The organism is Kitasatospora gansuensis (assembly GCF_014203705.1).
GTDB lineage: Bacteria > Actinomycetota > Actinomycetes > Streptomycetales > Streptomycetaceae > Kitasatospora > Kitasatospora gansuensis.
The window spans coordinates 2,162,324-2,180,251 of record NZ_JACHJR010000001.1; the positions used below are offsets into that span (position 1 = coordinate 2,162,324).

Annotated in this window: 15 protein-coding genes and 1 pseudogene; 7 read left to right on the plus strand and 9 right to left on the minus strand. The window is 72.8% G+C overall.

Annotated features, from left to right (window positions below):
• Positions 1-4 precede the first annotated feature (4 nt).
• Positions 5-2,095: an excinuclease ABC subunit UvrB gene (gene uvrB / locus F4556_RS09525; protein ID WP_184913372.1), complete on the minus strand. Its 2,091-nt coding sequence runs from the start codon at positions 2,093-2,095 to the stop codon at positions 5-7.
• Between the two features lie 275 nt (positions 2,096-2,370).
• Positions 2,371-3,489 carry an FAD-dependent monooxygenase gene (locus tag F4556_RS09530; RefSeq protein WP_184913373.1) on the minus strand — a complete coding sequence of 373 codons (1,119 nt, stop codon included), beginning with the start codon at positions 3,487-3,489 and terminating at the stop codon, positions 2,371-2,373.
• Positions 3,490-3,573: 84 nt separating this feature from the next.
• Here F4556_RS09530 and F4556_RS09535 point away from each other — a divergent pair, with 84 nt between their 5' ends.
• Positions 3,574-4,290 (plus strand): TetR family transcriptional regulator, encoded by a 717-nt coding sequence (locus F4556_RS09535; RefSeq protein WP_184913375.1) that lies wholly within the window; start codon positions 3,574-3,576, stop codon positions 4,288-4,290.
• Between the two features lie 52 nt (positions 4,291-4,342).
• On the opposite strand, the gene F4556_RS09540 is transcribed toward F4556_RS09535, so the two are convergent.
• From F4556_RS09540 to zapE, 6 genes are all read right to left on the minus strand, one after another.
• Positions 4,343-4,918 (minus strand): hypothetical protein, encoded by a 576-nt coding sequence (locus tag F4556_RS09540; protein ID WP_184913377.1) that lies wholly within the window; start codon positions 4,916-4,918, stop codon positions 4,343-4,345.
• Positions 4,915-6,315: a hypothetical protein gene (locus F4556_RS09545; RefSeq protein ID WP_184913379.1), complete on the minus strand. Its 1,401-nt coding sequence runs from the start codon at positions 6,313-6,315 to the stop codon at positions 4,915-4,917. The genes F4556_RS09540 and F4556_RS09545 overlap by 4 nt, the downstream gene beginning before the upstream one ends.
• On the minus strand, positions 6,312-7,121 hold the full coding sequence (locus tag F4556_RS09550; protein WP_184913380.1) for an ABC transporter ATP-binding protein: 810 nt from the start codon (positions 7,119-7,121) through the stop codon (positions 6,312-6,314). Before F4556_RS09550 ends, F4556_RS09545 begins: the two co-directional genes overlap by 4 nt.
• Before the next feature lie 28 nt (positions 7,122-7,149).
• Positions 7,150-7,968, minus strand: a complete 819-nt coding sequence (locus tag F4556_RS09555; protein ID WP_184913382.1) for a zf-HC2 domain-containing protein — start codon at positions 7,966-7,968, stop codon at positions 7,150-7,152.
• The gene (locus tag F4556_RS09560; protein WP_184913384.1) at positions 7,965-8,525 is read right to left on the minus strand and encodes an RNA polymerase sigma factor; all 561 of its coding nucleotides are present in this window, start codon (positions 8,523-8,525) and stop codon (positions 7,965-7,967) included. The genes F4556_RS09555 and F4556_RS09560 overlap by 4 nt, the downstream gene beginning before the upstream one ends.
• Before the next feature lie 226 nt (positions 8,526-8,751).
• Complete coding sequence (zapE, locus tag F4556_RS09565) at positions 8,752-9,858, minus strand: cell division protein ZapE (RefSeq protein ID WP_184913386.1); 1,107 nt, start codon at positions 9,856-9,858, stop codon at positions 8,752-8,754.
• Here zapE and F4556_RS09570 point away from each other — a divergent pair.
• From F4556_RS09570 to F4556_RS39025, 5 genes are all read left to right on the plus strand, one after another.
• Entirely contained in the window at positions 9,857-10,639 is a 783-nt protein-coding gene (locus tag F4556_RS09570; RefSeq protein ID WP_184913388.1) for a pyrimidine reductase family protein, read from the plus strand. The two genes, zapE and F4556_RS09570, sit on opposite strands and share 2 nt — an antisense overlap.
• A gap of 118 nt (positions 10,640-10,757) precedes the next feature.
• Complete coding sequence (locus F4556_RS09575) at positions 10,758-11,216, plus strand: indole-3-glycerol phosphate synthase (protein WP_184913389.1); 459 nt, start codon at positions 10,758-10,760, stop codon at positions 11,214-11,216.
• Positions 11,217-11,308: 92 nt separating this feature from the next.
• Positions 11,309-12,712, plus strand: a complete 1,404-nt coding sequence (gene murC, locus F4556_RS09580) for a UDP-N-acetylmuramate--L-alanine ligase (protein ID WP_281403643.1) — start codon at positions 11,309-11,311, stop codon at positions 12,710-12,712.
• An 18-nt stretch (positions 12,713-12,730) separates the two neighbouring features.
• The gene (gene msrB, locus F4556_RS09585; RefSeq protein ID WP_184913391.1) at positions 12,731-13,135 is read left to right on the plus strand and encodes a peptide-methionine (R)-S-oxide reductase MsrB; all 405 of its coding nucleotides are present in this window, start codon (positions 12,731-12,733) and stop codon (positions 13,133-13,135) included.
• Between the two features lie 98 nt (positions 13,136-13,233).
• Positions 13,234-15,450: a restriction endonuclease gene (locus tag F4556_RS39025; RefSeq protein WP_184913393.1), complete on the plus strand. Its 2,217-nt coding sequence runs from the start codon at positions 13,234-13,236 to the stop codon at positions 15,448-15,450.
• A gap of 64 nt (positions 15,451-15,514) precedes the next feature.
• Here the strand turns inward: F4556_RS39025 and F4556_RS09595 are convergent, their stop codons facing one another.
• A complete protein-coding gene (locus F4556_RS09595; RefSeq protein WP_184913395.1) occupies positions 15,515-16,429 on the minus strand; it encodes a GNAT family N-acetyltransferase in 915 nt (304 codons plus the stop codon).
• A 220-nt stretch (positions 16,430-16,649) separates the two neighbouring features.
• Here F4556_RS09595 and F4556_RS09600 point away from each other — a divergent pair.
• Positions 16,650-17,871 (plus strand): annotated as a pseudogene (locus F4556_RS09600) (MbnB/TglH/ChrH family RiPP precursor modification enzyme); the annotation flags it as partial.
• Positions 17,872-17,928: the final 57 nt, after the last annotated feature.

Sequence of the window (17,928 nt, forward strand, 5' to 3'; positions counted from 1 at the left end):
CGGCCTAAGCCATGCCTGCTTCCCGCATCTGCCGGAGCTCCTTCTTGAGCTCGCCGATCTCGTCGCGCAGCCGGGCCGCGAGCTCGAACTGGAGGTCGGCCGCGGCCGCGTGCATCCGGTCGGTGAACTGCTGGATCAGGTCGGCCAGCTCGGCCGCGGGCAGGCTCTTGGCCGGCTTCCGGCCGGCGCCCAGCGCCGGGACGGCGGCCTTGCCCTTGCCGGTGTTCCGGTACCCGGTGGCGAGCAGCTCCTCGGTGTCCATGTCCTCCCGGGAGAGGGTGTCGAGGATGTCGCCGATCTTCTTCCGGAGCGGCTGCGGGTCGATCCCGTGCTTGGTGTTGTACTCCTGCTGGACGATCCGGCGCCGGTTGGTCTCGCCGATCGCCAGCTCCATCGAGGGGGTGATCCGGTCCGCGTACATGTGCACCTGGCCCGAGACGTTACGGGCGGCGCGGCCGATGGTCTGGATCAGCGAGGTGCCGGAGCGCAGGAAGCCCTCCTTGTCCGCGTCCAGGATCGCGACCAGCGAGACCTCGGGCAGGTCGAGGCCCTCGCGGAGCAGGTTGATGCCCACCAGCACGTCGAACTTGCCCGCCCGCAGCTCGCGCAGCAGCTCGATCCGGCGCAGCGTGTCGACGTCGCTGTGCAGGTACTGAACCTTGATGTCCAGGCCGAGCAGGTAGTCGGTCAGGTCCTCGGACATCTTCTTGGTGAGGGTGGTGACCAGGATCCGCTCGTCCTTCTCGATCCGCTTGCGGATCTCGTGCACCAGGTCGTCGATCTGACCCTCCGTCGGCTTGACGATCACCTCGGGGTCGATCAGGCCGGTCGGACGGATGATCTGCTGCACCGTGCCCTCGCCCCGGGCCAGCTCGAACTTGCCCGGGGTGGCCGACAGGTAGACCGTCTGCCCGACCCGCTCCAGGAACTCCTCCCACTTGAGCGGGCGGTTGTCCAGCGCGGACGGCAGCCGGAAGCCGTGGTCCACCAGCGAGCGCTTGCGGGAGGCGTCACCCTCGTACATCGCGCCGATCTGCGGGACGGTCACGTGCGACTCGTCGATCACCAGGAGGAAGTCCTCCGGGAAGTAGTCCAGCAGCGTGTTCGGCGGGGAGCCGGGCGAGCGGCCGTCGAAGTGCATCGAGTAGTTCTCGATGCCCGAGCAGCTGCCGATCTGACGGAGCATCTCCAGGTCGTACGTGGTGCGCATGCGCAGCCGCTGGGCCTCCAGCAGCTTGCCCTGCTTCTCCAGCACGGCGAGCCGCTCCTCCAGCTCCTTCTCGATGTCGTTGACCGAGCGCTCCAGCCGCTCCGGGCCCGCCACGTAGTGCGAGGCCGGGAAGACGTAGATCGACTTGTCCTGGCTGATGATCTCGCCGGTCAGCGGGTGCAGCGTGTAGAGCGCCTCGATCTCGTCGCCGAACATCTCGATCCGGACCGCGAGCTCCTCGTAGACCGGGAAGATCTCGATCGTGTCGCCCCGGACCCGGAAGGTGCCCCGGCTGAACGCGATGTCGTTGCGGGTGTACTGCATGTCGACGAAGCGGCGCAGCAGCGCGTCCCGGTCGACCTCCTCGCCGACGTGCAGCTGGGCCATCCGGTCGACGTACTCCTGCGGGGTGCCGAGGCCGTAGATGCAGGAGACCGAGGCGACCACGATCACGTCGCGGCGGGTGAGCAGGCTGTTGGTCGCGGAGTGCCGCAGCCGCTCGACCTCCTCGTTGATCGAGGAGTCCTTCTCGATGTAGGTGTCCGTCTGCGGGACGTACGCCTCGGGCTGGTAGTAGTCGTAGTACGAGACGAAGTACTCGACCGCGTTGTTCGGCAGCAGCTCGCGGAACTCGTTGGCGAGCTGGGCGGCCAGCGTCTTGTTCGGCGCCATCACCAGGGTGGGGCGTTGCAGCTTCTCGATCATCCAGGCGGTGGTCGCCGACTTGCCGGTGCCGGTGGCACCCAGCAGGACGACGTCCTTCTCACCTGCACGGATACGGCGCTCCAGCTCGGCGATGGCCGCCGGCTGGTCACCGCTGGGCTGGTAGGGGCTGACGACCTCGAAGGGCGCCACGGACCGCTCGATACTCGTGATGGGACGCACGAGTCCACCGTACGACTCCGCACTGACAACGCAGGCCTGCTTTTGCAGGGCGCTCAGTTGCACTATCCAGGGGCTCGGGGAACGGCGACGGTTCGTGGCTGGCGGGTATCACTGCAAAAGTGCCTGACCACCTACGCGACGATCACCTTTTTCGAGGTCGGCGTCGCAGTTCCCCGAGCCCCTGACCGTAAAGAGTGAGCCCTGCCAAAAGGTCGGCGTCGCCCACGCTGCGGAGCCGCACATCAGCAGAGCCCCGAGCCCCTGGTGGCTGAGCTCTAGCCGCCGGAGGGGAGCAGGTGGGTGGCGAGGTTGCGGGTGCGGAGGCCCCTGCTGGTGCGGGGCACCAGCAGGGCTGCGGCGCGGAGGACGTTGCGCTGGCGGGGGTCGACGAGGCGGCGGTGGGTGGTTTCGTAGTGGTGCAGGGCGGTGGTCGGTTCGGTGTGGTCGGCCAGGGCGGTGGCGAGGGTGTGGGCGCCGGCCAGGGCCAGGCTGGAGCCGTCGCCGAACAGCGAGACGGCTGACGCGGCGTCACCGAGCAGGCCGATCCGGCCGTGTGACCAGGTGTCCAGGCGGACCTGGGCGACCGCGTCGAAGTAGAACTCGTCGGCGGTGCGGGCCCGGTCGAGCAGTTCGGGCAGCCGCCAGGCGCCGGTGCGCTCGTCCTCGGCGTACGCCGCGCCGAGCAGGCGGCGCTGCCCGGCCAGGTCGCGGTGGTGGAGATCGGTCACCTCGGGGTGCCGGAAGGCGAAGAAGCCGAGCGAGCGGCCCCGGCCGGGGTGGACGGCGGCGGCCCGGCCGGGGGCGTTGTACATCCGGACGCCGTCGGCGGGGTCGTCCGGACCCGACAGCAGCGGCACGGTGGCGACGTACATCCCCAGGTGGCGGACGTGCACCCGCTCCGGGCCGAAGGCCAGCCGGCGGACCCGGGAGTGCAGGCCGTCGGCGCCGATCACCAGGTCGAAGCGCCGGGGCGGGGCGTGCTCGAAGGTGACGTCCACGCCGTCGGCGTCCTGGGCCAGCGTGCTGATGGAGTCGCCGAACAGGAACTCGGCGTGCTCCCGGGCGGCTTCGGACAGGAGGGCGGCGAGGTCACCGCGCGGCAGTTCGACCTCGCCGGCGCCCCGGCGGCCGCCGGTGGCGACCCGGCCGACCTGGCGGCCCGCGGCGTCGACGAAGCGCAGGCTGGTCACCCCCGTCCCGGCGGCCCGGAGCTGCGGGAGGACGCCCATCCGCTCGGCCACCCGGAGCGCCGGGCCGCGGACGTCCACCGGGCTGCCGCCCGGGCGCGCCGCCGGAGCGGGCTCCACCACCGTCGGCCGGAAGCCGTGCCGGGCCAGCCAGTACGCCAGCGTCGGCCCGGCGATCCCGGCCCCGGAAATCAGGACGTTCCTCATGCCCTTGCCCCCCATCGACTGACCATCGGTCAGTCGTGACCATAAGCTCCTGACCGTCGGTCAGGCAAGGACTAGACTCCGGCCATGACCGACCCCACCCCGGACACCCGGGCCCGGATCCTGCGGACCGCACTCGCCGAGTTCTCCGCCCGCGGCTACCACGCGACCTCGGTGCGGGAGATCGCCGAGCTGGTCGGGGTGACCAAGGCGGCCGTGCTCTACCACTTCCCGGCCAAGGCCGATCTGCTCGCCGCACTGGCCGAGCCGATGCTGGACAGCCTGGAAGCGACGCTCGCGGCGGCCGAGCTGCGGGCCGACTCGGAGGAGGCCCGGTGGGCGGCGGTGGAGGGCATGCTGCAGGTCTGGCTGACGCACCGTTACCTGCTCAGGATCAACCTGCACGATCTCGCACTGGCCGCTCCGGGCCCGGGATTCGACCGCTTCACCGCCGCCATGCTGAAGGCCGGGGCACTGGTCGCCGGCCCCGCCCCGGACTTCGCCGGACAGGTCAGGGCGGCCCAGGCGATCGCCATGCTGGCCGACCCGGTGGTGCTGTTCGCGGAGGCTCCGACGGCGGAGCTGCAGGCGGCGGTGCTGGACGGCGTGCGCCGCCTGCTGGGCCCGGCCGAGCGGCCGCCCACCGCCCGGCGCGGCCGGGGCCGCCCGAGTGCGGTCGGCCCGGAGATGGCCGCCACCGCCCGGCGGCTGTTCGAGGCCGGTCGGACCGCCGAGGAGGTCGCCGCCGAGCTCGGTGTCTCCCGGGCCACCGTGTACCGCAGGTTCGGCGGCACCGGGCAATAGTGAGACATTTTTGCGTCAATAGTGAGACGCGCTCGGTCGGTGCCCCCGGCCGTCACCGCCGCGGGCCCACCACGGCGTACAGCAGGGTGCCGACCGCCAGTAGCGCCCACGCGGTCCCGGTCGACACCGTGGTGGCGGGGGTCAGGGTCATCCAGCCGGCCGCCTCCCCGAGGGTGCCGGGCAGCGGCGGGGTGAAGAAGACCAACGCGAGCCAGCCGGTCGGCAGGGTCCACGCGTACTGCGCCCCGCACAGCGTGGCCCCGAGCGCGGCCAGGCCGACCAGACCCGCACAGGCCCGGACCACCAGCCCCGTGGTGGCGAGCTCCGGCCCCACCGCCTGGACCGCCAGCAGCGCCGCACCGGCGAACACGCCGACCAGCAGCACGTGCGCCGCCCGCCGGGGCACCCACCGGATCGCGGCCGTCCGGTCGAGCGCGGAATCCTGCCCGACCAGCCCGACGGTGGCCGCCGCCACGCTCGCGGTGAGCACCAGCAGCGCGACCGGCTGGTCCCCCGAACCGTCGACGCCACCGTCGACGAGGAACCGGACCAGCAGGGTGACGAGCGCGACCAGGGCGGCCGAGAGCGGTACCTGCCGTGAACGGGCGTACAGCGTCAGCCACCTCATCGGGACTCCTCCCCGGTCAGAACCGCCAGCCGCTGGTAGTGCGCGCAGGAGAGGGCGGCGGCGCGCACCTCGGCGATCCGCGTACGCTGCTCGGCCGGCGGCAGTGCCGTCAGCTTCGTCCAGGCGGCTTCGGCGTCCGCCCAGAGCTTGACCGAGTAGCTGTCGCTGCCCTTCTGTTCCAGCGGCTGGATCCGCGGATCGTGCAGCGCCCAGCTCGCGGCGATGCTCTGCAGGGCGACGTCGCCGCTCCCCCCACCCTCGCGGTCGTTGTTCCCGCCGCAGTTCGGTGCCAGCCCCTGGGCGATCAGCGCGCGGGTCAGGTCCTTGCCGGTCGCGGTGGCGAGCTGCCGTTCGTCGAAGTCGACCAGCACCATGTCGGCGGCGAGCAGGCGTTCGCCGCCCAGCACCCGCAGCGTGGTGTCCTCCCGCACCGACGTCGGCGCCTGGTCGCCCAGGACCTCGTGCAGCACGCGCAGCGCCTCCCGGCCGCTCGACGCGAGCTCGGGCAGACGGGACCGGTTCGCCTCCGTCACGCACACCGGACCGTCGCAGACCGGACTCGCGGCGGCCCGGTCGACCACATAGGTGTCGCGCGGGGCGGCCGGAAGAATCAGCATGGCCAGCGCCGCACCGGCCAGGACGGGCACCACCGCGAGCAGCCGGGCCCGTCGGGACACGGCCACCAGCAGCGCGAAGCCGGTGGCGAGCAGGCCGAGCAGCCAGAGCGTCTGGCCGAGGTGCACCGAGCCGGACAGGGTCAGCAGCATCTCCCTGGGCTCCACGGTCGTCGGCGACAGCAGACCGAGCCGGTTCGATCCGTGACCCGACGGCTGCAGTCCCTCGTTGTTCTGCCGCAGCAGGGCGCCCGTCATCGCCAGGAAGAACACCGCCAGGCCCGGCGGGGTGAGAACCGAGGGCAGAGCCCGCGCCACACCCATCCCGAGCAGGGCACCGGCGACCAGGGACAGCGCCGCCACCAGCGAGATCGGCAGCCAGCCCAGCGGCAGGTAGCTGGTGGCGCCGAGGCCCACCTGGACCCCGCCCACCAGAACCAGCAGACCGAAGCCCGCCACCAGCGAGACCGCCATCGCACCGGCGGGCAGCGCCGCACGGCGCCAGGCCGGCCGTGGTGTGGTCGACAGCAGTTCGGTCATCCGCGAGCGGGAGTCGCGCAGCCCGTACACCGCTCCGAGACCCACCACGAGGGGCCACCAGAAGCCCAGCAGGCTCCTGGTCCACAGCGCCATCGAGGTCCACTGCGCCGTCCACCCCGCGGTGCCCCGCCACCAGATCCCGTCGATCAGGCAGAACACCGCCAGGCTGCCGGCCAGCACCAGGACCCCGGGCCACGGGGCGGCCGAGCGCCTCAGCTCGATACCCAGTACGCGTCCGTTCACCAGGTCCCCCCGGGCTGCTCGGAGTGGCTGAGCAGCGCCGAGTAGCCGCGCTCCAGCGGGCTGTCGCCGGGGTGCTCGGGGCCGCCCGCCGCGGCCAGCACCTCCGGGGTGCCCTGGTAGACCAGGCGGCCGTCGGCGAACAGCACCACGTCGGAGCAGGCCGCCGCGACGTCCTCGACCAGGTGGGTGGAGACGATCACGCAAGCCTCCCGGCCCAGTTCCTGGAGCAGTTCGCGGAACCGGAGCCGCTGCGCCGGGTCCAGCCCGGCCGTCGGCTCGTCCAGCAGCAGCAGGTCGGGGTCGTTGACGATGGCCTGGGCGATGCCCGCCCGCCGCACCATGCCGCCGGACAGGGTCTTCATCCGGTGGTCGGCGCGGTCCGCCAGGCCCACCCGTTCCACGGCGCGCTGCACGGCCCCGGGGATGTCCGCCTTCGGAACCTCCTTCAACCAGGCCATGTACTCGACGAACTCACGCACCGTGAAGCGCTTGTAGTAGCCGAACTCCTGCGGCAGGTAACCGATCCGGCGGCGCAGCGCCCGGAGGTCGCCGAGGCCGCTCATCGACTTGCCGAGCAGCTCCAGTTCGCCCCCGGCCGGGCGCAGCACGGTGGCCAGCGCCCGGATCAGGGTGGTCTTGCCGGCCCCGTTGGGCCCCAGCAGGCCGTGGGCACCGATGCCCAGCGAGAGGTCGAGCCCGTCGACGGCCATCTTCTTCCGTCCGGCCCGCACCTGCAGGCCGCTGGCCCGGATCTCCCAGGCATAGGTCCTCGGCGCGAGGTCGGTCGCGCCCGTCGTGCGTGTCATACGAAGGTCCCTTTCGAAGGGCGGAGGGTCAACGAAGATTTCGCGGCACCGCGTACGCGCCCCTGCGGGCGATCACGGCGCCGCAGCCGAGCGCGAGGACCAGCCCCCACAGGGGCAGCTGCTCGGACCGCAGGGTGAGCGGAGCACTGCCGCCGGCCCAGACGGACACCGCGAGGACTGCACCCCAGGCGGCCACCAGCGCGGCGGCGGCCCGGGTCACCCCGATCACGCTGCCCAGCGCCAGGGCCGCCGAGGTGAACGCCAGCGAGGGCAGCAGCCACTGCGCGGCCGTCATGGCCCCGGTCAGCCGGCCCGCCACCAGCAGCAGCGGCAGGACGGTGACCAGGACCGCCGTGGTCCGTCTGAGCAGCAGCGGCAGCCCGGCCCGGGCGGTCGAGGCGGTGATTTCGTACGCCGGGTCCAGACCGCGCGACCAGGAGGCGGCCACGGCGCAGAGCGGCAGTACGGGGGCGGTCAGCAGCAGGAGCGGGGTGCCACCGAAGAGATCCAGTGGCCCGGCTTCGTCCAGCAGCAGCGCCAGCAGGGTGACGCCGACGGTCATCGCCAGCCACGGGGCCGGCACCGGTGTCAGCCAGGCCGACACCCATCGCGGACGCCGGCGCCGCGAGGGCGCCTGGACTGCCGCGGCCAGCTGCGGTTCCAGACCGGCCCGGACGGTGTCGAGCAGGGTGGCCAGGCCGGGTGCCTCGGTGGCCGCCAGACGGGCTCGGCACTGCGCGCACCCTTCCAGGTGGGCTTCCAGGGCCCACAGGGTGTCCGCGGGCAGCTCCGCCTCGCCGCGTACGTAGTCGCCGATCAGCTGCGCCGACGCGTGTTCCACGCTCATGCCAGTGCCTCCCGCATCGCGATCCTGGCCCGGCGGGCGCGGGTCTTGACCGTGCCCTCGGGGAGTCTGAGCAGGACGGCGGTCTCCCGGACGGAGAGCCCGTCGAGCACCGTGGCCTGCAGTACCTGCCGGAGCTCCGGCGCCAGCCGCCGCAGGGCGTCGCCGACGTCCCCGCCGACCGTCCCGGCCAGGGCTTCTTCCTCGGCCGCGGGCACCACGGCCCGTTCGGCGGCGGCGACCGGCGGCTCGGCGTGGTGGGCGCGGCGGCGGAACGCGTCGACGAGGCGGCGGGCCGCGATCGTCCACAGCCATCCGACGGCGCTCCCGCCGACCGCGCTGCCGGCGAACGCCCCGGCCGCGCGCCACACCGCCAGGTAGGTCTCCTGCATGACCTCGGCGACGACCTGCTCGTCCGCGCAGCGGCGGCGCAGCCGAACCGCCAGCCACGGCGACGTACGGCGGTACAGCTCGTCGAACGCCGCGCGGTCGCCTTTCGCGACCAGCCGGAGGAGGCGTTCCTCGTCCAGCTCGTCCAGTGCTCTCCTGCGTGTTCTCACACCAGCCAGACGCCCGATCCGAGCTGCGGGTTCTCGGTTCGTGGTGACGTACGTCACACCGCTGCGCCTGCGCAGGGCGCCCAAGCATCTACGGTCCAGGGGCTCGGGGAACTGCGAGGAGATCTGGCGTGCGGGTCACTGCGAAAGTGCCTGACCCGCTACGCATGGATCACCTTGCAAGGGTCGGCGTCGCAGTTCCCCGAGCCCTGCCTTCCGAAGCGTGTGCCTAGGCGGCACTGTCGCGGGCCAGGGCGACCAGGCGGGAGACGGCGCGGAGGTACTTCTTGCGGTAGCCGCCCTTGAGCAGCTCCTCGGGGAAGACCTGGTCGAACGGCAGGCCCGACGCGGTGATCGGCAGCTCTCGGTCGTACATCCGGTCGGCCAGGACCACCAGGCGCAGCGCCGTCGACTGGTCGTCGACCTGGTGGACGCCGCGCAGGAAGACGGCCTGGACGTCGTCCAGCAGCGCTCCGTAGCGGCTGGGGTGGACGGCCTTCAGGTGCTCAAGGAGCGCGCCGAAGTCGTCCAGGGCCGCTCCCGGGGTGGCGGCCGCCCGCTCATCCACGAAGGCGTCGGTGTACGGCGGCGGGGCGGCCGGGAGGCCGCGGTGGCGGTAGTCCTGGCCGTCGATCCGGAGCGGGCGGAAGTGGGAGGACAGGCCCTGGATCTCGCGCAGGAAGTCGGCGGCGGCGAACCGGCCCTCGCCGAGCTTCTCGGGCAGCGTGTTGGAGGTGGCGCAGAGCTTCACGCCGTTCTCGACCAGACGGCCGAGCAGGGTGGAGACCAGCACGGTGTCGCCCGGGTCGTCGAGCTCGAACTCGTCGATGCAGAGCAGCCGGTGGCCGGAGAGGGTCTGCACGGCCTGCTGGAAGCCGAGCGCGCCGACCAGGTTGGTCAGCTCGACGAAGGTGCCGAACGCCTTCGGCCCGGGGGTGGCGTGCCAGAGCGAGGCGAGCAGGTGGGTCTTGCCGACGCCGTACCCACCGTCCAGGTACACCCCGGCGGGGCCGGACGGGGCGGGGGCCGAACGGCGGAACCAGCCCTTCTTCGCCGGAACGGCCGCCGCCGAGATCCCGGCCGCGAACTCCTCCAGGACCTGGACCGCCTCGTACTGGCTGGGCTGGGTCGGGTCGGGCAGGTAACTGCCGAAGCTGACCCCGGCGAAGCGCGGCGGCGGGACCATCTCGGCGACCAGGCGTTCGGCCGGGACGACCGGCCGGCGGTCGGTGAGCGCGAGAGGGGACGCGGAAGGCGTCGCGGTCGCTATGGCATCGGGGCGGGAGGCTGCGGGCACGTTAGTAGAGGGTACTTGCCGTGGAAGACTCGAACTCATGCAGCAGCTGATCAGCCCGTCCGGCAACCGGCACGACGATCTCCACTCCCTGGAGGCGCTCGCCGAGGTCTACGCGTACCCCGACCAGGTGAACCACGGCCGACCGTGGCTGCGGGCCAACATGGTGTCCGGGCTGGACGGCGCGGCCCGGCTGGAGGGGCTCTCCGAGGGGCTCTCAGGGGACGCCGACAAGCGGATCTTTGGTGTTCTGCGGGCGCTCAGCGACGTGGTGCTGGTGGGGGCCGAGACGGTCCGGGCCGAGGGGTACCGGCCCGCGCGGGCGCGGGCCGAGTTCGCGGCGGCCCGGGCGGCGGCCGGGCAGCGGCCCGCCCCGGCGATCGCGGTGGTCAGCCGGAGTCTCGGGCTGGCGCTGACCACGCCGTTGTTCACCGATCCGCTGGTCCGGACGGTGGTGATCACCACCGAGGACTCGCCCGCCGAGGCCCGCCGGGAGGTGGCGAAGGTGGCCGACCTGATCGTCGCGGGCGAGCGGTCGGTGGACCTGCCGGCCGCGCTGGCGGCGCTCGCCGAGCGGGGCTGGACCAGGCAGTTGACGGAGGGTGGGCCGCGGCTGCTCGGGCAGCTGACGGCGGCCGGGCTGCTGGACGAACTCTGCCTCTCGCTGGCCCCGTTGCTCACCGGGGGCGACGCGCCACGAATCCTCCATAATGCGGAAATGTCTGACACGCAGTCGATGCGACTGGTCTCATTGATCGAGCAGAAAGGTTTCCTCTTCACCCGCTACCTGCGGCCGGCCGGACCGTCCCCCTCTTCCCAGTGACCAGTGATCCGACGCGCACGTGGCCCATGTGGCGCGTGCGCAGCGTGAGGAAAGCATCCTCCGGGCACTATGGGAAGGGACACCGGACCCGGGGGCCTGCAACTGCGAAGGGACTCACGTGTTCAAGACCGTACTGATGATCGAAAAGGCACTCTCCGACGCCGACGTGGAGCTGGTCACCACGCTCCACGGCGAGGAGAAGGTCTCCTTCGTCGTCCTGATGCAACCGCGCGGCAAGCAGGACGAGTTGCTCCGCGCACTCGACGACGTGGCACTCGGCCATCTCGACAAGGCGGTGCACGAGCACGACGAGACGGAACACCCGACCCTGGCGAGCGAGTCACTGGAGCACAGCCTGCGCCACCTGCGCGAGGCGGGTGCCGAGGCGGTCGGCGAGCTGGTCGAGGAGCACCCGTTGGACAAGCTGCGGGCCGTGGTCGAGGCGACCGGCGCGGACGAGGTGCTGGTGCTGACCTCGCCGCACTTCGTGGAGGAGTTCTTCCACCGTGACTGGGCCTCCCGGGCCCGGCACAAGGTGGGTGTCCCGGTGCTCAAGCTGTTCGCCAGCGACTCCTGAGCCACCTCGCCGGTAGTGCAGAATCGTCCTTGCGGAACGCCCGCGAGGACGATTCGTCCTTGCCCCCGAATCCCTCAGGTACGGAGACCTCCTTGAACGACGCCGCCCACGACCTGCACGCCCCGCACTTCATCGGCATCGGTGGCGCGGGCATGTCCGGACTGGCGAAGATCCTCGCGGTGCGCGGCGCCCGGGTCTCCGGCAGCGACGCCAAGGAGTCCGAGACGGTGCTCGCGCTGCGGGCGCTCGGCGCGCAGGTCGCGGTCGGCCACGCCGCCGAGAACGTGCCGGCCGGGGTGAGCAGCGTGGTGGTCTCCAGCGCGATCCGGGCCGACAACCCGGAGCTGGCCGCCGCCCGCGAGCGCGGCATCCCGGTGGTGCACCGTTCGGACGCGCTGGCCGCGCTGATGGGCGGCCGCCGGGCGCTGGCGGTGGCCGGTACGCACGGCAAGACCACCACCACCTCGATGCTCGCGGTCAGCCTGGCCGAGCTGGGCCTTGAGCCCTCGTACGCGATCGGCGGCGACCTGGACGCGCCGGGCTCGAACGCCCACCACGGCACGGGCGAGATCTTCGTGGCGGAGGCGGACGAGAGCGACCGCAGCTTCCACAAGTACGCGCCCGAGGTGGCGATCATCCTCAACGTGGAGCTGGACCACCACGCCAACTACGCCTCGATGGACGAGATCCACGAGTCGTTCGAGACCTTCGTCGGCCGGATCGTGCCCGGCGGCACCCTGGTGGTCTCGGCCGACCAGGAGGGCGCCCGGGAGCTGACCGGCCGGGTGCGCGGACTGGACGGGCTCCGGGTGGTGACCTACGGCGCGGCCGAGGACGCCGACGTCCGGGTGCTCGCGGTGCGCCCGCACGGGATGACCAGCGAGGTCACCGTGCTGATCGGCGGCACCGAGCTGACCTTCACCGTCTCGGTGCCCGGGCGGCACTACGCGCACAACGCGGTGGCCGCGCTGGCCGCCGGGGTCGCGCTCGGCGTCCCGGCGGACGACCTGGCCAAGGCGCTCGGCGCCTACACCGGGGTCCGCCGGCGGCTGCAGCTCAAGGGCGAGGCGGGCGGCGTCCAGGTGATCGACTCCTACGCGCACCACCCGACCGAGATGGTGGCCGACCTGGAGGCGATCCGGGAGGCGACCGAGGGCCGGGTGCTGGTGGTCTTCCAGCCGCACCTGTTCAGCCGGACCCAGCAGCTGGCCGAGGAGATGGGCCAGGCGCTGGCGCTGGCCGACGCCTCGGTGGTGCTGGACATCTACCCCGCCCGGGAGGACCCGGTCCCCGGCGTCACCAGCGAGCTGATCATCGACGCGGCCCGCCGGGCCGGGGCCGACGTCCGGGCCGAGCACACCTTCGCCGCCGCTCCCGGGGTGCTGGCCGGGCTGGCCCGTCCGGGCGATCTGCTGCTCACCATGGGCGCCGGTGACGTGACCAACCTGGGGCCGGAAATCGTGGCGTGCCTCGCGGGCGTTGCACCCTCTGCCTGACCATCTGGAGGAGCGACCGTGAGCTACGAGATCGAGAAGACCGACGCCGAGTGGCGCGAGCAGCTCAGCCCCGCCGAGTACCACGTACTGCGCGAGGCCGGGACGGAGCGTCCGTTCGTCGGTGAGTACACCGACACCAAGACGGTCGGCGTGTACAGCTGCCGGGCCTGCGGGTCCGAGCTGTTCAGCAGCGAGACCAAGTTCGACAGCCACTGCGGCTGGCCGTCCTACTACTCGCCGCTGGCCGAGGACCGGGTCCAGTACATCGAGGACAGCACGCTCGGCATGCGCCGGGTCGAGGTCCGCTGTGCCCGCTGCGGCGGTCACCTGGGCCACGTCTTCGAGGGCGAGGGCTACGACACCCCGACCGACCAGCGGTACTGCATCAACAGCATCTCGCTGACGCTGCGTCCGGCGGAGTAGGACGGTCCGAAGGCCCGGGGCGCAACGGCCCCGGGCCTTCTGCGTACCCGCACTCCCGTGCCAGACTTGATCATCAGTCAGTCGGGGAGGGGTACAAGATGGCCGGGCGGCACAACTCCGGGGTGCTGGCGATGATCGCGGAGGCCCAGCGGCAGCAGGGCCGGCAGCAGGAGGCCCAGCGGCGGGCGGCGGTCGACGCGCAGCGGCAGTACGAACGGGCCCAGCGCGAGGCCCAGCGGGCGGCCGCGCAGGGTGAGAAGGAGGCGCTGCGGGCCTACCAGCAGGGCCGGGAGGCCGATGCCGCCCGCCGGACGGCGGAGCTGGACGAGCGGGTCGCGGAGCTGCGCGGGGTGCTGGCCGCCGGGCTGGCGGGGCGGCCGTTCCGGCTGACCGACCTTCAGGGGTCGTTCCAGCCCGCGCCGTTCGACCCGGGGCAGCTCGGCCGGCCGGTGCCGATGCCGGACCAGAACTGGTACCTGATCCCCCCGCTGACCGGCGTGCAGGCGCTCAACCCGGCCGCCCGGCGGCAGTACGACGAGCAGGCGGCGCACGCCAGGGCCCGGTTCGAGCACGACTGGCACGCGGCGCAGTCCGCCGAGCAGGAGCGGCTCCGGCGGCTCGCCGACTACCGGGCGCAGTACGACGCCTGGGCCGCCGAGCACCACCGGCTGGCCGCCGACCGGGCCGGCCAGGGAGCCAGGCTGGCGGCCGAGCTGGCGAGCGGGAGCGCCGGTGCGATGGCCGAGCTGTTCGAGACCGCGCTGCAGAGCGGGACGGACTGGCCGGAGGACTTCCCGCGCGGCGGCACGGTCGGCTGGGACGCGGCGGCCCGGCAGCTGGTGGTGGACTGGGAGCTGCCCGGCTTCGAGGTGGTCCCGGCGGTGACCCGGGTGCGGTACGTCAAGAACGACGACCGGGAGGCCGAGGTCGCCCGGCCCGCGACCGAGCGGAAGGCGCTCTACCGCGAGCTGCTCGCGCAGTGCGCGCTGCGGGTGCTCGCCGAGCTGTACCGGACCGACGACGGGCAGCGGGTCGAGTCGGTGGTGTTGAACGGGTACGTCGAGGGCACCGATCCGGCCAGCGGCCGGGAGGAGCAGCGGTACCTGGTCGCGCTGACGGTCCGTCGGGAGGACTTCCGGGCGGTCGCGCTGGACCGGGTGGCGCCGGTGGACTGCCTGCTGGACGGCCTGCACGGGCGGCTGTCCGCCCGTCCGGAGAAGCTGGAGCCGGTGAAGACGGACCGGCTGGCCGAGGAGGTCGGCAGCTGGCAGCCACCGGCCGCCGAGGCGGAGGAGCCGGACCTCTTCGAGATGGACCCGATCGCCTTCGAGGAGCTGATCGCCGAACTGTTCCGGCGGCGTGGCTTCCGCACCAGCACCACCGCCCGCAGCGGCGACCAGGGCGTGGACGTGATCGCCGAGGACCCCGACCCGGTGACGGGCGGACGGATCGTCATCCAGGCCAAGCGGTACCGCCGTACGGTCGACCCGACGGCCGTCCGCGACCTGGACGCCACCCGGGTCCACCACGGGGCGACCAAGGGCATCCTGGTCACCACGGCCGGCTTCGGCCCGGACTCGCACCGCTGGGTCAAGGGCAAGCCGCTGACCCTGGTGGACGGGCCGATGCTGATCGGACTGCTGCACGAGCACGGCCTGGCCGGCCGGCTCGGCGGCACGCCCGGGCCCGCGCAGCGCCCGGACCCGGCCGAGCCGACCGTACTGCTGCCGAGGGAGGGCCTCGAGCCGTCGGGGCAGGAGCCGACCGTGCTCCTCCCCCGGCCGGAGCCGGTCAACCTGCTGCCCGGGCAGAACGTGCTGCTGCCGGCCGGCGGCCTCGCCGAGCTGTCGGTCCGCTTCGACGCGGGCGGCCCCGAAGCCGATCTGACGCTGCTGCTGCTCACCGGGGCGGGCGTGGTCCGCAACGACGAGGACTTCGTCTTCTACCACCAGCCGACCGACCCGGACGGCGCCGTGACGCTGCGTCCGAAGGAGCCGGCCGACGGGCGGCGGAGCGAGACGGCGACGGTCCGGCTGCCCGGCCTCCCGGCCGGGATCGAGCGGGTCGCGGTCTCGGTGAACATGGACGCCGACTCCACCGCCACCTGCGCCGAGCTGCTGACACCGGAGCTGACGGTCCGTGCGGCGGACGGCTCCGCCTGGGCGTTCCGGCCGCCCGCCGACCCGGAGGTCGCGGCCATGCTGGTCGCCGAGCTCTACCGCCACCAGGGCAGTTGGAAGCTCCGCGCCGTCGGCCAGGGCTGGTCCGACGGCCTGGCGGGCCTGGCCCGCGCCCACGGGGTGCAGATCGCCTGAGCCGTGAGTCCTGAACCCGGGCACACGGAAGGGGCCGCCCCCGGCAGCCCCTTCCGATCCGGCGTCAGATCTCCTTGGTGTACGCCCACTCGCTCGCGCAACGCCGGTAGCCGAGCCAGTCGTTGATGGCCAGCATCGGGGCGTTGGTGGCGTCGTTGCTGGTGTACGCGTCGGTGCAGCCGCGGGCCACCGCCCGGTGCAGGGAGTCGGTCTTGGCCAGCTTGGCCAGGCCGCGGCCGCGGAACTGGGCCGAGGTGGTGGTGAAGGCGGACCAGTAGCGGGTGCCGCCGTCGCTGTGCACCGCGCTGAAGGCGGCCGCCCGGCCGTCCACCACCACGACGGTGGTGAGCTCGCGGTCGAGGTCGGGGCGCTCCCAGACCTCCTCCAGCCACTCCTCGTAGCCGAGGTCGGACAGGTCGACGTCGCCCGGCTCGTCCTGGGTGCCCTCGACGTCGACCACGTAGAGCGGGCGCGGGTCGTCGAGGTAGTCGGCGGCGGTGCGCAGCTCGACCCCGGCGGGCAGCTCGGGCACCGGGCGCAGACCCGCCGTCAGGTCCAGGTGGGCGAAGTGGGCGCTGCGGCCGCGCACATAGCCGTGCCGCTCCGCGAAGGCGACCGAGTCGGGCACGTCGTCCACCCAGGCCCGGATCACGGACACCCCGTGCTCGGCCAGGTGCCGCTCGGCGGCGGCCAGCATGGCCGTCGCGACGCCCTTGCCCCGGGCCTCCGGGTTGACGCTCAGGTTGGCGAAGCCCTGGCCCTTGGTGCTGCTGAACGCGTGCACACCGACCCGTCCGGAGCCAACCACCTCGCCGTCCAACTCGCCCACCAGCAGCCGGTAGTGCTGCTCGGGGGTGGCACTGGCGACCAGGTGGAGGACGGCCTCCGGGGTCATCAGCAGATGCGGGCGGCCGGCGCTGTAGGAGGCCGAGGCGGCCTGGGCGTCGGAGGGGCGGAAGTCACGGATGATCATAGTCATATGCGGTTCACGGTAATGTGCCGTCCGCCCACCGGCCACTGAATATTCGGGTGAGCTGAAGAAAGCTCAAGTTCAGCTCTGAGAATGCCTTTCCCGGGTTGGCAACGGACGCCCGGGGATACACCCTCTAGCAACGGGACGGCGCGCGAGGACGCCGCCGCTCCCCACAAATCTGACGTCACGCCGGATCTCGGCGAGCCCTCCGAAGGGGGCGGAACACATGACAGCCATTTCGCTCGGCGTCGGCATCGGCTGGCGCTCCGAGATCGACACCGTGGTCGAGCGGCTGCCCGGCCTGGACTGGGTCGAGGTGGTCGCCGAGAACCTCTGCCCGGACGAGCTCCGGGACGGCCGGCTGCCCGAGTCGCTGCGGGTGCTGCGCGAGCGCGGCGTCCAGGTGGTCCCGCACGGGGTCGCGCTCGGCCTCGGCGGGGCCGAACTCCCGGACCGGGCACGGCTGGAGCGGCTCGCGCTGACCGCCGGGGCACTGGGTTCGCCGCTGGTCACCGAGCACCTGGCGTTCGTCCGGGCCGGTGGCCGGGAGGCCGGGCACCTGCTGCCGGTGCCGCGCTCCCGGGACGCCCTGCGGGTGATCGCGGAGAACGTCCGGATCGCCCAGCAGGAGCTGCCCGTGCCGCTCGCGCTGGAGAACATCGCGGCCCACTTCGCCTGGCCCGAGGACGAGTTGACCGAGGGCGAGTTCCTGGCCGAGCTGGTCGAGCGGACCGGCGTCCGGCTGCTGATCGACGTGGCCAACCTGCACACCAACCGGGTCAACCTCGGCCTGGACGTGGCCGCCGAGCTGGACCGTCTCCCGCTGGAGGCGCTCGCCTACGTGCACGTCGCGGGCGGCGTCGAGCGGGACGGCGTCTGGCACGACACCCACGCCCACCCGGTCACCGAACCGGTGCTGGCCGTACTGGCCGAACTGCGCGCCCGGGCCGTGCCGCCCGGCGTACTGCTGGAGCGGGACGACAACTACCCGCCGCCCGCCGAGCTGGCGGGCGAACTGGACGCGATCCGCCGGGTCCTGGAAGGGGCGCCGCACCATGTCTGAGCACGACGAGTACCTGATCAGGGCCGGCGAACCGGACCTGGCGCCGGCCCGCGCCCGGCTGGCCGGGCGACAGAGCGAACTGCTCGCCGCCCTGGTGGCCGGCGGACCGGTCCCGGCCGGGTTCGACGAACGGCAGATCCGGATCCAGATCCACGGCCTGGCCACCAAGCGCCGCGACACCGTGGCCCGGGTCGACCCGGCACTGGAACGGATCCTCGGTCACGAGTACGGCCCGCTCTTCCTCCGCTACGCCGCCGCCCACCCGATGACCGACGGCTACCGCACCGACGCCCGCACCTTCGCCACCTGGGCCCTCACCGCCGACCCCACCGCCACCTGGCGCCCCGCCCTGGAACGCCACCTCCACCCCAAGCGCCACTGGTGGCGACGCTGACCGCTCTCCGGGCATCAACCACCAGGGGCTCGGGGAACTGCGACGCCG